Below are 13,175 nucleotides of genomic sequence, written 5' to 3'. Positions count from 1 at the left end.
AAGCAAAGGCCAGATACCTTTCTCATCGACAGGAGTGACTCGCATGAACCGCACCCTCAAGGGCCGTGTCTTCAAGACCACCATCGTCGCCGCCGCCGTCATGGGCGTGGTGGGCGTCGCACAGGCTCGCGATCAGATCCGCATCGTCGGCTCCAGCACCGTCTACCCGTTTGCCAGCTACGTGACGGAGGAGTTCGGTGCCGTCACCGACTACCCGACCCCGGTGATCGAGTCGACCGGTTCCGGTGGCGGCATCCGGCTGTTCTGCAACGGTGTGGGCGAGGGCACTCCGGACATTTCCAACGCCTCGCGACGCATCAAGGCCTCTGAGGTGGAGCGCTGTGAAGAGAACGGCGTGACCGACGTCACCGAGGTGAAGATCGGCTCCGACGGCATCGTCTTCGCCCAGTCCAGCGCCAACGAGGCGCTCGACCTGACTCTCGAGCAGCTGTTCCTCGCCGTGGCGGCCAAGGTGCCGGTCGATGGCGAGCTGGTCGACAACCCCTACGAGAAGTGGAGCGACATCGACGCCTCGCTGCCGGATCGCGAGATCTCCATCTACGGTCCGCCCAGCACTTCCGGGACCCGTGACGCCTTCGAGGAGCTGGTCATGGAAGCGGCTTCCGAGGAGTTCGAGGAGTATGGCGACGAGGCCTATACCGAGATTCGCTCCGACGGGGTCTACATCGACGCCGGCGAGAACGACAACCTGATCGTCCAGCGCCTCTCCGAGGACACCAAGGCCTTCGGCATCTTCGGCTACTCCTTCCTGGTCGAGAATCCGGACGCCCTGGTCGCCGCCAGCATCGAGGGCGTCGAGGCGGAGCCCGAGGCCATCAGCGCCGGCGACTACCCGATCGCCCGCTCGCTGTTCTTCTACGTCAAGAACCAGCATGCCGAGGAGGTGCCGCCGCTGTATGACTACGTCGAGATGTTCGTCTCCGAGGAGATGATCGGCGAGCTTGGCTACCTGGCCGACATCGGCCTGATCCCGCTGCCCGAGGAGGAGCGTGAGGCGACCCGGCAGAAGGTCGAGGAGCGTACCCGCCTGCAGGTTTCCGACCTGGATTGAGGACGGAAGCGGGCAGGGAGGCCTGATCGGCCGACAGCCTCTGGCTGTCGGCCGTCGCACGTTCCGGCAGTCGAGTCGAACTGCCGTCGTCAGTCACCCGAGAGAGAGACATGCAGACCAACCACCTTCTGACACTCTTCATCGGCGGCCTGCTGCTGCTGGGGCTGCTCGCCTTCGTGCTGGGGCGGGCCAAGGCGGCTCGGGTCCGGGCCTCGGGACAGGCCATGTATGCCCAGCCCGACCAGTACGCCTGGTTCACCGTGATCTCAAGTGCCGGGCCGGCGCTGCTGGTCGGTGCCGCCGGCGCCTTCGTCATGCTGCTGCTGGGCGCCGACATTCCCGTCTTCCTGCTGCTCGCCGCCAGCCTGGCGGTCGCCGCCGTGGGTGCCATCGTCGGCCTCGCCTGCGTCAGGCCCGAGTTCCATGCCCGTCAGGCGATCGAGCGGGTGATCCGCTGGCTGCTGGTGGGCGCCGCGCTGATCTCGATCTTCACCACCTTCGGCATCCTGTTCTCGATCGTCTTCGAGGCGCTGCGCTTCTTCCAGATGCACAGCTTCTGGGAGTTCGTCACCGGCACCGTATGGAACCCGGGCGCGAGCTTCCTGGCCGCCGCCGGCCGCGCCGGCGAGGGCGGCAGCGCCGCCCAGTTCGGCTCGGTACCGCTGTTCGCCGGCACCTTCATGATCACTGCCATCGCCATGCTGGTGGCGATCCCCATTGGCCTGCTGGCGGCCATCTACATGTCGGAGTTCGCGCCCCAGCGCGTGCGTACCCTGGCCAAGCCGACCCTGGAGGTGCTCGCCGGCATTCCCACCGTGGTCTACGGCTTCTTCGCCGCCATCACCGTGGCGCCCATCGTCGTCAATGTCGCCGGTTTCTTCGGCCTGGATGCCTCGTTCAACAACGCCGTGGCCCCGGGCGTGGTGATGGGCATCATGATCATTCCCTTCATCTCGTCGCTCTCCGACGACGTGATCAACTCGGTGCCCGACAGCATGCGCCAGGGCTCGCTGGCGCTGGGCATGACCCAGGCCGAGACCATCCGCGACGTGGTCATCCCGGCGGCCCTGCCCGGCATCATCTCGGCCTCGTTGCTGGCCGTGTCGCGTGCCCTGGGCGAGACCATGATCGTGGTGATGGCCGCCGGCATGCGCCCCAACCTGACGGCCAACCCGCTCGAGGACATGACCACCGTGACGGTACGCATCGTCGCCGCCCTGACCGGCGACCTGGAGTTCGAGAGCGCCGAGACGCTCTCGGCCTTCGCCCTGGGGCTGGTGCTGTTCGCCGTCACCCTGAGCCTGAACCTGGTGTCGGTGCTGATGATCCGCCGTTTCCGCGCCAAGTATCGCGTCAACAATCTGTAATGCCGAGGTAACGACCCGATGAGTCAATCCTTCGACGCCATCAGCGCGCAGTTGAGAAAGCGCCACCGCCGCTCGGCGCGGCTCAAGTGGACCTCGATGGGGGCGCTGGGGCTGGCCGGCCTGTTCCTGGTGCTGTTCTTCGCCGACATGCTGAGCAAGGGGCTGCCGGCCTTCCAGCAGGCCTACATGCAGGTCGAGCTGGAGTACAGCGAGGAGGCGAGCCGCATGGGGCGAGCCGCCATGGACCCCGAGGTCGCCCGGCTGGTAAGCCGCACCTTCGAGCGGGTCATTCCGCGCATGATCCGCAACGACCCCGACCTGCTGGGCACGAGCGAGACGCGCTGGGTGCTGGCCAACAGCCAGGTCGACCAGTACCTCAAGGGGCATGCCAGCAAGCTGCGCGACAACGAGCGGGCGGTGGTCGACGAGCTGGCCGAGGAGGGGCGCGTGGCACTGCGCTTCAACACCACCTTCTTCAGCCGCGGCGACTCCAAGATGGCCGAGAGCTCGGGCATCCTGGCCGCGGCCGTGGGTACCGTGATGACCATGCTGGTGACGCTGGCGATCTCCTTCCCGATCGGCGTGATGACGGCGGTCTACCTCGAGGAGTTCGCTCCCGACAACCGCCTGACCCAGCTGATCGAGATCAACATCAACAACCTGGCGGCGATCCCCTCGATCCTGTTCGGCCTGCTGGGCCTGGCGATCTTCATCAACTTCTTCGGCGTGCCGCGCTCCTCGCCGCTGGTGGGCGGCATGACCCTGGCGCTGATGACACTGCCGGTAATCATCATCGCCACGCGCACGGCGCTGCGCAGCGTGCCCGACTCGATCCGCCATGCCGCCTTCGGCGTCGGCTGCTCGCGCTGGCAGGTGGTGCGCGACCACGTGCTGCCACTGGCCATGCCGGGCATCATGACCGGCTCGATCATCGGCCTGGCCCAGGCCATGGGCGAGACGGCGCCACTGATCATCGTCGGCATGGTGGCCTTCATTCCCGACGTGTCGGCGTCGTTCACCCAGGCGGCCACCGTGCTGCCGGCGCAGATCTTCACCTGGGCGGGAGAGCCGGAGCGCGCCTTCGTCGAGAAGACCGCGGGGGGTATCCTGGTGCTGCTGGCGATCCTCATCTTCCTCAACGCCAGTGCGGTCATCCTGCGCAAGAAATTCGAGCGCCGCTGGTAAGCCCATCGCCACAGGACACACTACGATGAACATTCACGTTGCCGAGCGGAGCACCGCGTCCATGTCCCGACACGAACCCGGCCAACCGGTCACCCGCAATAGCGAAGCCAACCATGAGTTGAGCATCCGCGTGCGCGATCTCAGTCTCTGGTACGGCGAAAGCCAGGCCTTGAAGAATCTCAACATCGACCTCTACCAGAAGAACGTCACCGCGCTGATCGGTCCCTCGGGCTGCGGCAAGTCGACCTTCCTGCGCTGTCTCAATCGCATGAACGACCTGATTCCCGGCGTGCGCGTCGAAGGGCTGGTGGAGATGGACGGGCGCGACATCAATGCGCGCAAGATGGACGAGGTCGCGCTCAGGCGTCGCGTGGGCATGGTGTTCCAGAAGCCCAACCCGTTCCCCAAGTCGATCTACGAGAACATCGCCTACGCGCCGCGCATGCACGACCTGGTCGGGCGCAAGGCCGAGCAGGACGAGCTGGTGGAGCGCGCCCTGCGCGACGCCGGCCTGTGGGAGGAGGTCAAGGACAAGCTGCACCAGCCCGGCACCTCGCTCTCGGGCGGCCAGCAGCAGCGCCTGTGCATCGCCCGCGCCATCGCCGTGCAGCCCGACGTGATCCTGATGGACGAGCCGACCTCGGCGCTCGACCCCATCTCCACCGCCACCATCGAAGACCTGATGGACAAGCTCAAGCGACAGTTCACCATCGTCACGGTCACCCACAACATGCAGCAGGCGGCACGGGTGGCGGACTACACCGCCTTCTTCCACCTCGGCGAGATCATCGAGTACAACGATACCAAGACGATGTTCTCCAACCCTGCGACCAAGAAGGCCGAAGACTACATTACCGGACGTTATGGCTGAGGCACCGTTCATGACACGCAAACGTGTGCTGTTCCTGTGCAATGCCAACTCGGCGCGCTCGTTGATGGGAGAGGCGCTGCTGCGCCACATGGCGGGAAATCGCTTCGAGGCCTTCAGTGCCGGCACCGAGCCCGACCGCCCGCACGAACTGGCACTGGCTGCCTTGGAGAAGCAGGGCATCTCCACCCAGGGATTGGCCAGCAAGCCCCTGGAGGCATTCGAGGGCGAGCACTTCGATACCGTGATGATTCTCTGCGACAAGGCGCAGCAGGCCTGTCGTGAATGGCCTGGCGGCTGCGAGGAGCGGCTATTCTGGGATATTCGCGATCCCCGGTTGATCGGCCGCCCCGATGCCTATGAGCAGGCCCTGCAGGAGATTCGCCGCCGTCTTGTGCTATGGCTTGAAGTCGCGTCGCGGGGGGATCTCGCGCGCTGAGGAAGCGTGGGCGTGGCGGCGTCAGCCGCCGCTGTTGGTGCACCGGGATTGACGTAGAATGGTGACGTCAACTCCCGTCGTATAAAGGAGGCGCCTTGACCCTGCCCGAGCCTGCCCGACTCTTCAAGTGCCTCGCCGATGAGACTCGCCTGCAGTTGACGCTGCTGATCTGGCGCGAGGGCGAGCTGTGCGTGTGCGAGATGACCCATGCGCTCGGCGAACCCCAGCCCAAGGTATCGCGCCATCTGGCGCAGCTGCGCGAATGCGGGCTGCTGCAGGATCATCGCGATGGCCAGTGGGTCTATTATCGGCTGGCCGAGCCCCTCGCCGACTGGGTGACGGCCGTCCTCGCCGCCGCCGAGGCCGGTGAGGCGTCCCGCCTGGACGCCTTGCAGGCGCGTCTGCTTGGGATGGGTAACCGTCCGGAGCGCCGCGCTGCGTTTTGTTGATTAATCCTGGCCGTTCCTCTCGTTTTTCCTGTCTTCCTCGAACTGTCATCTTCAGCTGTTACTTATGTTCCCCGACGAGGCGGCCTTTGATGGCTGTGTCGGACGACCACCAACGCGCGGGGAGCGTATGAAGCGATTCCAAGACATGACGGTACGGCTCAGCTGGTCGCTGGTGCTGGTAACCTTCAGCGTGCTGATCCTGGGTGCGGTTGGTTTCCGGCAGTAGCCCGAAGGCAAGGTGACGCCCGTGCAGCGCCCGGTTGAAGCGCTGCTCGAACCGGCTTAGCCCCGGCCCACGCTGGCGGATGGAAAGTGGTGTCGTGTGCTGTTGGCGATGCGCACCAGGGCCAGCATCAGCGGCACTTCCACCAGCACGCCCACCACCGTGGCCAGTGCCGCGCCGGATTGCAGACCGAACAGCGAAATGGCAGCGGCCACAGCCAGTTCGAAGAAATTGCTGGCACCGATCATCGCCCCGGGGGCGGCGACGCTGTGGGGGACCCGCCACGCCTTGGCCCAGCCATAGGCGATGAAGAAGATCAGAAACGTCTGGAGGACCAGTGGAATCGCGATCAGCACGATGTGCAGCGGGTTGGCGAGGATGACGTCGCCCTGGAAGGCGAACAACAGCACCAGGGTGACGATCAGGCCGACGGGGGTGATCGGCCCCAGCCGCTTCATGAAGACGGAGTCGTACCACGCGAGGCCGTGGCGGGCGATCAGGCTGCGCCGGGTCAGGTAGCCGGCCGACAGCGGGATGACGATGTAGAGAAGAACCGACAGCGCCACGGTATCCCACGGCACCTGGATGTTGGAGACGCCGAGCAGGAGGATCACGATGGGGGCGAAGGCGAACAGCATGATCAGGTCGTTGAGAGCCACCTGTACCAGGGTATAGGCCGCGTCACCGCGAGTCAGGGTACTCCAGACGAAGACCATGGCGGTACAGGGCGCGGCACCGAGCAGGATCGCGCCGGCGAGGTACTGGCTGGCCAACGGTTCGGGAATCCAGGGCCGGAACAGCACCATCAGGAAGCCCCAGGCGATGGCGTACATGGTAAAAGGCTTGATCAGCCAGTTCACCGTGGTGGTGATAACCAGCCCCTTGGGCTGGCGGCGAACGCCGAGCACGGCGGTGAAATCGATCTGCGCCATCATCGGAAAGATCATCGCCCAGATCAGGAGCGCCACCGGGATCGAAACCTGGGCGACTTCGAAGCGAGCCAGTGTCTCGGGAACGGCGGGAACGAACTGGCCCAGCAGTACCCCGGCCACGATGGCAAGGGCCACCCACACGGAGAGAAAACGCTCGAAGTCACCCATCCCCACGTCGGAGGAGGGCATCTGAGGGGAACCGCCTGCCATTTGTATCGCTCCTTCGATTCTCGCTGTGCCTGGCGAAAGATATATGCTTTCCCATATATGGGCAACGCCGCCAGGCATGTCGAAACCAGGGCGAGCGCTGCTATGATTCGGCCAATACCGAGAACGGGGAGGCGACTTGGGCTCAACCGAAACTCTGCGGCTGGCTGACGTAGGCATCGGCGCCCTGAATGGCATCGAGCTCGAGGTCTCGCCAGGCGAGATCGTTTGCCTCTCCGGTGCCAGCGGCTCGGGCAAGAGCCGGCTGCTGCGCGCGGTGGCCGATCTCGACCCCCATGAGGGCGAGATCTGGCTGGGTGACCAGGCTCAGGCGCATATGCCCGGCCACGCCTGGCGGCGTCGGGTGATGCTGGTGCCCGCCGAGAGCCACTGGTGGGCCGAGACGGTGGGCGAGCACTTCACGGGCGAGCCGGAGGCGGCGGAGCTGGAGGCGCTGGGATTCACGCGCGACACCCTGGCCTGGCAGGTGGGGCGACTCTCCACCGGCGAGAAGCAGCGCCTGGGGCTGCTGCGGGCCGTGAGCCGCGAGCCTGGGGCGCTGCTGCTCGACGAGCCGACCGCCAACCTGGACGACGTTGCCAGTCAGCGTGTGGAAGCCTGGCTCCTGGAGCGGGTTCGTGAGCGCGGCTGGCCCACCCTGTGGGTGGCGCATGACCGCGAGCAGATCGCCCGGGTGGCCAACCGCCATTGGCGGATCGTGCAGGGGCGGCTGGAGGAGGTGGGCGTCGCATGGGCGTGATCGCGCTTTCCTGGTGGCAGCTCGCACTGGCGGCCACGATGGTCGTGGGACTTGCCGGCTGCGTCGCCGCCATGCGGCTGGGCATGAGCCGCAGCCTGCTGGTGGCTGCACTGCGTACCGTCATTCAGCTGGCGCTGGTCGGCCTCGTGCTGGAGGCGTTGTTCGCGGCGGAGCGGCTGCTGTGGGTGGTGCTGATGGCGCTGGGCATGCTGCTGATTGCCGGTCGTGAGGTGATGGCGCGCCAGAAGCGTCGCCTGCTGGGCGGCTGGGCCTTCGGTATCGGCACGCTGTCGATGTTTCTCTCCTCGTTTACCGTTGCCGTATTGACGCTGACCGTGGTCATCGGCCCCGAGCCGTGGTATCGGCCGCAGTACGCCATTCCGCTGCTGGGCATGCTGCTCGGCAACACCATGACCGGCGTGGCGCTGGCGCTGGATCGCCTGACCGATACCGCCTGGCGCCAGCGGGGCGTGATCGAGAACCGCCTGATGCTGGGCGAGCCGTGGCAGGTGGCGATCGGCGACATCCGCCGCGAGGCGATGCGCAGCGGCTTGATGCCGATGATCAATGCCATGGCCGCGGCGGGTGTGGTCAGCCTGCCGGGGATGATGACCGGACAGATCCTTGCCGGTACCGCGCCGGGCCTGGCGGTGAAGTACCAGATACTGATCATGTTCGCGATCACGCTGGGTACGGGCTTCGGCACCTTGGCGGCGGTGGCGGTGGGTAGTCGTCGGCTGTTCGATTCCCGCGAGCGCTTGCGCCTCGACCGGCTCGCCACTCCCCAGAGATGAGCGAAGGCAACTAGCGGATCGCCGGATCGGCGAGGAAGGGCTGGATGAGATCGAGCAGGCGCTCGGGGCACTCGCGATGGGGAACGTGGCCGCAGTCGGGCAGCAGTCGTGCCTCGGAGGGGCCCGCCGTCAGCGCGGCGATGCGTGCCGGTTGCTCGGCAGAGCCGTATGCGTCGTCTTCTCCGTGGAGCGCCAGCGTCGCGCAGCGTACCTGGTGTAGGGCATCATCCAGGCGCCAGTCGCGGAAGGCTTCGGAGTGCCAGTTGTCGACCCAGCTACGCAGCACCCATACGGCCTTGTCACCGTGGTATCGCGCCAGGCGCGCCATCTGCTCGGGGGCGGCGAAGGCCCGCTCGGCCTCGCGGATTCCCGCCAGGGTGCGCGGCTCGCTGAAGGCCTGGGCGCTCACCGTTACCAGCGCCTCGCAGGCGTCGGCATGGACGCCGGCGGCGTGGACGGCCATGCAGCCGCCCACGCTGTGGCCCAGCAGCACGAAGCGATCCAGCCCCAGCCGCTCGCGGACCGCCGCCAGGTCTTGCCGTGGTTCGTCCGCGATGAAGCTGGCGGGCTGGGGGCCGGGATAGGCATCGGAGCGCCCGTAGCCCAGGCGATCATAGGCGATGACTGGGCGTCCGGTGCGCCGCGCCAGGCGCTGCGGGAAATCCCGCCACAGGGCCACGCACCCCAGGGAGTCGTGCAGCAGCACGACGGGGCTGCGCCCCGTAGCCTCTTCCGCCGGCGACCAGCGCACGGCCTGCAGCTCACCCCGTGGCGTCTCGATGCGGTATCCCCTCATGACGGTCTCCCGGCCGCGCTCAGTCGATCAGCTCGACCGCCACCGCCGTGGCCTCGCCGCCGCCGATGCACAGGCTGGCGATGCCGCGCTTGCCGCCCCGGGTGCGCAGGGCGTGGATCAGCGTGGCGATGATGCGCGAGCCGGTGGAGCCGATGGGGTGGCCCTGGGCACAGGCGCCGCCATAGACGTTGACCTTGTCGTGGGGGATGTCGAGCCCGTCCATGGCCAGCAGGGTGACCACGGCGAAGGCCTCGTTGATCTCGAACAGGTCGACGTCGGCGACGCTCCAGCCCAGCTTCTTGAGCAGCTTGTCGATGGCGCCCACCGGGGCGATGGTGAACTCGCTGGGGTGCTGGGAGTGGGTGCTGTGACCGAGCATGCGCGCCAGCGGCTTGGCGCCGAGGCGGTCGGCGGCGGCCTGGCTCGACAGGATCAGCGCCGAGGCGCCGTCGGAAATCGAGCTGGAGTTGGCCGCGGTGATGGTGCCCTCCTTGGCAAAGGCGGGGCGCAGCGAGCGGATCTTGTCGAGCTTGGCCTGGAACGGCTGCTCGTCGTGCTCGACCACGCTCTCCCCTTGGCGGCTGGTGACCGTGACCGGCGCCATCTCGGCGTTCAGGTGGCCGGCGTTGGTGGCCGCCATGGCGCGCTCCAGCGAGGCGATGGCGAAATCGTCGAGGCGCTCGCGCGAATAGCCACGCTGGCTGGCGACCTCCTGGGCGAAGACCCCCATCAGCTTGCCGGTCTCGGCATCCTCCAGGCCGTCGAGGAACATGTGGTCCTTGAGCTCGCCGTGGCCCAGGCGGTAGCCGGTGCGCGCCCTGGTCAGCACGTGCGGGGCGTTGGACATCGACTCCATGCCCCCCGCCAGGATCACCTCGCCGCTGCCGGCGCGGATCAGGTCGTGGGCCAGCATGGTGGCCTTCATGCCCGAACCGCACAGCTTGTTGATGGTGGTGGCGCCGATGCCGTCGGGGATGTTGGCCTGGCGCATCGCCTGGCGGGCCGGGCCCTGCTTGACCCCGGCCGGCAGCACGCAGCCCATGATGCCTTCGTCGATGGCATTGGCCTCGATGCCGGCGCGCTCGATGGCGGCGCGGATGGCCGTGGCGGCAAGCTCGGGGGCCGTGAGACTGGCCAGGCTGCCGAGCATGCCGCCCATCGGGGTGCGGGTGGCGGAGAGGAAGACGATATCGGTGGGACTGCTCATGGTGGCGCTCTCCTGTCGTGTCTTGCGTTGTGTCTGTTGTCGTCGCGAGCCGGACCGCTGGGGCGTGTCGGCTGTCTCGTCCGCGCATTCTCGGCGGCATGTCGCGTTGACCTGCCAGCGTCGCTGTGCTTTTCTCAAGATCAACCAAGCAAGCGCTAGTGTAAACCCGATGAATGTCGTTAACGAGTCCCCTCGCCGCAAGGAATTGACCCGTCTGGCCGCCCAGTTGTTCGTCCAGGAGGGCTTCGACCGCACCACGGTGCGCATGCTCGCCCAGGAGATGGGCATCAAGTCCGGCAGCCTGTTCCACCATTTTCGCGACAAGCAGGAGATTCTCGCCGCGGTCATCGAGGAGGGCACCCAGAACGCCCTGACGCTGGCGCGGCAGGCCCTGGAGGAGTGCGGGGAGTCGGCCAGCGAGCGCCTGCACGCCATGGCCCGGGCGCACCTGGAGACGCTGCTGACCGACCGCAACGCGCATGTTGTGGCGCTCTACGAGTGGCGTCGGCTCGACCCGGCGGCCCGCGACCACCTGAGCCACCTGCGCGACGCCTACGAGGAGCTGTGGGAGCGGGTCATCGACGAGGCCCTCGCGGCCGGGCTGATCCACGGCGACCGCTTCTTGGTATCGCGCTTCGTCATGGGGGCGCTGAACTGGACCGTGCGCTGGTACGACCCCGAGGGGCCGCGCAAGCCCGAGGATCTCGCACGCGAGCTGGTGGCGATGATCGCCCCGGCGACGCACCCCCGGCCCGGGTTGTCGACCAAGGTCTAGCCCGGCTCCCTGCCTCGGGGGGTTGCCCCGCCCACGCTTTGCTTCTAGCTTGTACCAAGCGCTTGCTAGGTTGACGCTTACGTCAACTGACTCTAAGCAGAAGAGATTCCGACGCGTGGCACGACCGCGTACCGCCTCGGAGTGCGCCGGAGCCAAGGCGCATCGACAACAAGCACAAACCGGTACAAGAGGGCACTCCATGAGCACGCCAACCCTTCCTGCGTATTCCCCCTATTACGAGCGTTTCTCCATCGACGACGTCATTGGCCGCCTCGACGACCATGGCGACGGCAAGTTCAACGCCTTCGAGTCCTGTTGCGGACGCCACCTGCGCGCTGGCCGGGGCGAGGTGCTGGCGCTGATCCACGAGGATACCCAGGGCCGCGTGAACCGACTCACCTATGCCGAGCTGGAGGCGCGCAGCGCCAGGCTGGCCGGCTGGTTCGCCGAGCGTGGCCTCGGGGTCGGCGATCGCATCGCCTGCATGCTGCCGCGCTCGCCCGAACTGTTGGTCGCGGTGCTGGCTACCTGGCGCATCGGGGCGGTCTATCAGCCGCTGTTCACCGCGTTCGGCCCCGATGCCGTGGACTACCGCCTGGGGCGTGCCGACACCAGGCTGGTGATCACCGATCACGCCAACCGCTTCAAGTTCGACGGCCTGTCGCAGTGCCCGCCGGTGCTGGCCGTGGGCGGCGCAAGCGAGGGGCACGACGCCGACCTCGACTGGGGCGAGGCGTTGTCCCATTCGCCGATCCAGGCCAATCCGCCGCGGCTTTCGCCGGAGGCGCCGTTCCTGCAGATGTTCACTTCGGGCACCGTGGGCAAGCCCAAGGGCGTGGCGGTGCCGCTCTCCGGCATGCCCGCCTTCGCGCTCTACATGGAGCTGGCCATCGACCTGCGCGAGAGCGACCGCTTCTGGAACATGGCCGACCCCGGCTGGGCCTACGGCCTCTACTACGCCATCGCCGGGCCGTTGCTGCTGGGGGTGACCACGCACTTCTGCGAGGCGGGCTTCAGCGCCGAGGGGGCGCTCGCCTTCATGCAGCGGCATCGCATCACCAACTTTGCCGCCGCCCCGACCGCCTATCGCCTGATGAAGGCCTCGGGGCTGTTCGATAGCGCCCACGAGCGCCTCGAGCTGCGCGTGGCCAGCTCCGCCGGCGAGCCGCTCAACACCGAGGTGGTGACCTGGGTCGAGCGCTCGCTGGGCTGCCCGGTGATGGACCACTACGGCCAGACCGAGACCGGCATGACCTGCTGCAACCATCATGCGCTCGAGCATCCCAAGCACGTCGGCGCCATGGGCGTGCCGATGCCCGGCTACCGCCTGGCCATCCTCGACGCCGAGTACAACGAGCTGCCCGCGGGCGAGCCCGGCGTGCTGGCGGTGGACATGAAGCGCTCGCCGGCCCACTTCTTCGCCGGCTATACCTGGCAGGAGAAGCACCCCTTCGCCAACGGCTACTACCTGACCGGCGACGTGGTGATCCGCAACGAGGACGGCACCTTCCAGTTCGCCGGCCGTGACGACGACATCATCACCACCGCCGGCTACCGCGTCGGGCCCACCGACGTCGAGAACACGGTGATGACACACCCGGCGGTGGCGGAATCGGCCGCGGTGGGCCAGCCCGACGAGATTCGCGGCGAGATCATCAAGTCCTATGTGGTGCTGCGCGAGGGCTTCGAGGCGAGCGATGAGCTGGCCGAGGAGATCCGCCAGCGGGTGCGTGAACGGCTCTCCACCCATGCCTTCCCGCGGGTGATCGAGTTCGTCGACACTCTGCCCAAGACACCCAGCGGCAAGATACAGCGCTTCAAGCTGCGTGCCGATGCCGCCGAGAAGGCTGCAACTGGCACTGCGTCATGACGGTACCCTGAAGCGAGAGGTGGAGAGGGCAGGGCGTAGAGGGGGACTTATGCCATGGGTGAGGAGCACTGCTCCGAACGGGCTGGCCATGGATGGCCAGCACCGGCCCTGCAAGCGAAGCAGGATGCGAGAGCGAAGCAGGGCATCAGTAGCGCCCGGGGATGGGGTCACCGCGTCCCCTCATGGTCCTGTCGTCGGAACAACCTCCCGTATCTACAGCCATTTGAACTC

At 67.0% G+C, this 13,175-nt stretch carries 13 protein-coding genes; 10 read left to right on the top strand and 3 right to left on the bottom strand.

The features are described from left to right. Nucleotides 1–43 precede the first annotated feature (43 nt). From DIS04_RS04060 to DIS04_RS04035, 6 genes are all read left to right on the top strand, one after another. The gene (locus tag DIS04_RS04060; protein WP_111412419.1) at nt 44–1,072 is read left to right on the top strand and encodes a substrate-binding domain-containing protein; all 1,029 of its coding nucleotides are present in this window, start codon (nt 44–46) and stop codon (nt 1,070–1,072) included. A 110-nt stretch (nt 1,073–1,182) separates the two neighbouring features. Further along, nucleotides 1,183–2,439, top strand: a complete 1,257-nt coding sequence (gene pstC / locus DIS04_RS04055) for a phosphate ABC transporter permease subunit PstC (protein WP_111412418.1) — start codon at nt 1,183–1,185, stop codon at nt 2,437–2,439. 18 nt (nt 2,440–2,457) lie between these two features. Next, the gene (gene pstA / locus DIS04_RS04050) at nt 2,458–3,624 is read left to right on the top strand and encodes a phosphate ABC transporter permease PstA (RefSeq protein ID WP_111412417.1); all 1,167 of its coding nucleotides are present in this window, start codon (nt 2,458–2,460) and stop codon (nt 3,622–3,624) included. 61 nt (nt 3,625–3,685) lie between these two features. Further along, the gene (pstB, locus tag DIS04_RS04045; protein WP_111412770.1) at nt 3,686–4,495 is read left to right on the top strand and encodes a phosphate ABC transporter ATP-binding protein PstB; all 810 of its coding nucleotides are present in this window, start codon (nt 3,686–3,688) and stop codon (nt 4,493–4,495) included. Between the two features lie 10 nt (nt 4,496–4,505). Then, nucleotides 4,506–4,931, top strand: coding sequence for an arsenate reductase ArsC (locus DIS04_RS04040; RefSeq protein ID WP_111412769.1), 426 nt, complete (start codon nt 4,506–4,508; stop codon nt 4,929–4,931). A gap of 95 nt (nt 4,932–5,026) precedes the next feature. Continuing rightward, entirely contained in the window at nt 5,027–5,380 is a 354-nt protein-coding gene (locus tag DIS04_RS04035) for a metalloregulator ArsR/SmtB family transcription factor (RefSeq protein ID WP_111412416.1), read from the top strand. Between the two features lie 282 nt (nt 5,381–5,662). On the opposite strand, the gene arsB is transcribed toward DIS04_RS04035, so the two are convergent. Further along, the gene (gene arsB / locus DIS04_RS04030; protein ID WP_281270161.1) at nt 5,663–6,745 is read right to left on the bottom strand and encodes an ACR3 family arsenite efflux transporter; all 1,083 of its coding nucleotides are present in this window, start codon (nt 6,743–6,745) and stop codon (nt 5,663–5,665) included. Between the two features lie 136 nt (nt 6,746–6,881). Here arsB and DIS04_RS04025 point away from each other — a divergent pair, with 136 nt between their 5' ends. Both DIS04_RS04025 and DIS04_RS04020 read left to right on the top strand, forming a co-directional pair. Further along, complete coding sequence (locus tag DIS04_RS04025; protein ID WP_111412415.1) at nt 6,882–7,502, top strand: ABC transporter ATP-binding protein; 621 nt, start codon at nt 6,882–6,884, stop codon at nt 7,500–7,502. Further along, the gene (locus DIS04_RS04020) at nt 7,493–8,296 is read left to right on the top strand and encodes an ABC transporter permease (RefSeq protein ID WP_111412414.1); all 804 of its coding nucleotides are present in this window, start codon (nt 7,493–7,495) and stop codon (nt 8,294–8,296) included. The genes DIS04_RS04025 and DIS04_RS04020 overlap by 10 nt, the downstream gene beginning before the upstream one ends. A gap of 10 nt (nt 8,297–8,306) precedes the next feature. Here the strand turns inward: DIS04_RS04020 and DIS04_RS04015 are convergent, their stop codons facing one another. Both DIS04_RS04015 and DIS04_RS04010 read right to left on the bottom strand, forming a co-directional pair. Then, nucleotides 8,307–9,092 (bottom strand): alpha/beta fold hydrolase, encoded by a 786-nt coding sequence (locus tag DIS04_RS04015; RefSeq protein WP_111412413.1) that lies wholly within the window; start codon nt 9,090–9,092, stop codon nt 8,307–8,309. 19 nt (nt 9,093–9,111) lie between these two features. After that, the gene (locus tag DIS04_RS04010) at nt 9,112–10,299 is read right to left on the bottom strand and encodes an acetyl-CoA C-acyltransferase (RefSeq protein WP_111412412.1); all 1,188 of its coding nucleotides are present in this window, start codon (nt 10,297–10,299) and stop codon (nt 9,112–9,114) included. Between the two features lie 169 nt (nt 10,300–10,468). Between DIS04_RS04010 and DIS04_RS04005 the strand changes: the two genes are divergently transcribed. Further along, nucleotides 10,469–11,074 carry a TetR/AcrR family transcriptional regulator gene (locus DIS04_RS04005; RefSeq protein WP_111412411.1) on the top strand — a complete coding sequence of 202 codons (606 nt, stop codon included), beginning with the start codon at nt 10,469–10,471 and terminating at the stop codon, nt 11,072–11,074. A gap of 199 nt (nt 11,075–11,273) precedes the next feature. Next, entirely contained in the window at nt 11,274–12,944 is a 1,671-nt protein-coding gene (locus DIS04_RS04000) for an AMP-binding protein (RefSeq protein WP_111412410.1), read from the top strand. Nucleotides 12,945–13,175: the final 231 nt, after the last annotated feature.

This window comes from Billgrantia lactosivorans (genome assembly GCF_003254665.1).
In the GTDB taxonomy this organism is placed as follows: Bacteria; Pseudomonadota; Gammaproteobacteria; order Pseudomonadales; family Halomonadaceae; genus Halomonas; species Halomonas lactosivorans.
This window is presented reverse-complemented; position numbering and strand designations above follow the sequence as displayed.

Excerpts from the sequence above, each read along its gene's own strand:
- pstA (WP_111412417.1), top strand. The coding sequence starts at position 2,458 with ATGAGTCAATCCTTCGACGCCATCAGCGCGCAGTTGAGAAAGCGCCAC.
- DIS04_RS04020 (WP_111412414.1), top strand. The coding sequence starts at position 7,493 with ATGGGCGTGATCGCGCTTTCCTGGTGGCAGCTCGCACTGGCGGCCACG.
- DIS04_RS04000 (WP_111412410.1), top strand. The coding sequence starts at position 11,274 with ATGAGCACGCCAACCCTTCCTGCGTATTCCCCCTATTACGAGCGTTTC.
- pstB (WP_111412770.1), top strand. The coding sequence starts at position 3,686 with ATGTCCCGACACGAACCCGGCCAACCGGTCACCCGCAATAGCGAAGCC.
- DIS04_RS04005 (WP_111412411.1), top strand. The coding sequence starts at position 10,469 with ATGAATGTCGTTAACGAGTCCCCTCGCCGCAAGGAATTGACCCGTCTG.
- DIS04_RS04060 (WP_111412419.1), top strand. The coding sequence starts at position 44 with ATGAACCGCACCCTCAAGGGCCGTGTCTTCAAGACCACCATCGTCGCC.
- DIS04_RS04010 (WP_111412412.1), bottom strand. The coding sequence starts at position 10,299 with ATGAGCAGTCCCACCGATATCGTCTTCCTCTCCGCCACCCGCACCCCG.
- DIS04_RS04040 (WP_111412769.1), top strand. The coding sequence starts at position 4,506 with ATGACACGCAAACGTGTGCTGTTCCTGTGCAATGCCAACTCGGCGCGC.
- pstC (WP_111412418.1), top strand. The coding sequence starts at position 1,183 with ATGCAGACCAACCACCTTCTGACACTCTTCATCGGCGGCCTGCTGCTG.
- DIS04_RS04015 (WP_111412413.1), bottom strand. The coding sequence starts at position 9,092 with ATGAGGGGATACCGCATCGAGACGCCACGGGGTGAGCTGCAGGCCGTG.
- arsB (WP_281270161.1), bottom strand. The coding sequence starts at position 6,745 with ATGGCAGGCGGTTCCCCTCAGATGCCCTCCTCCGACGTGGGGATGGGT.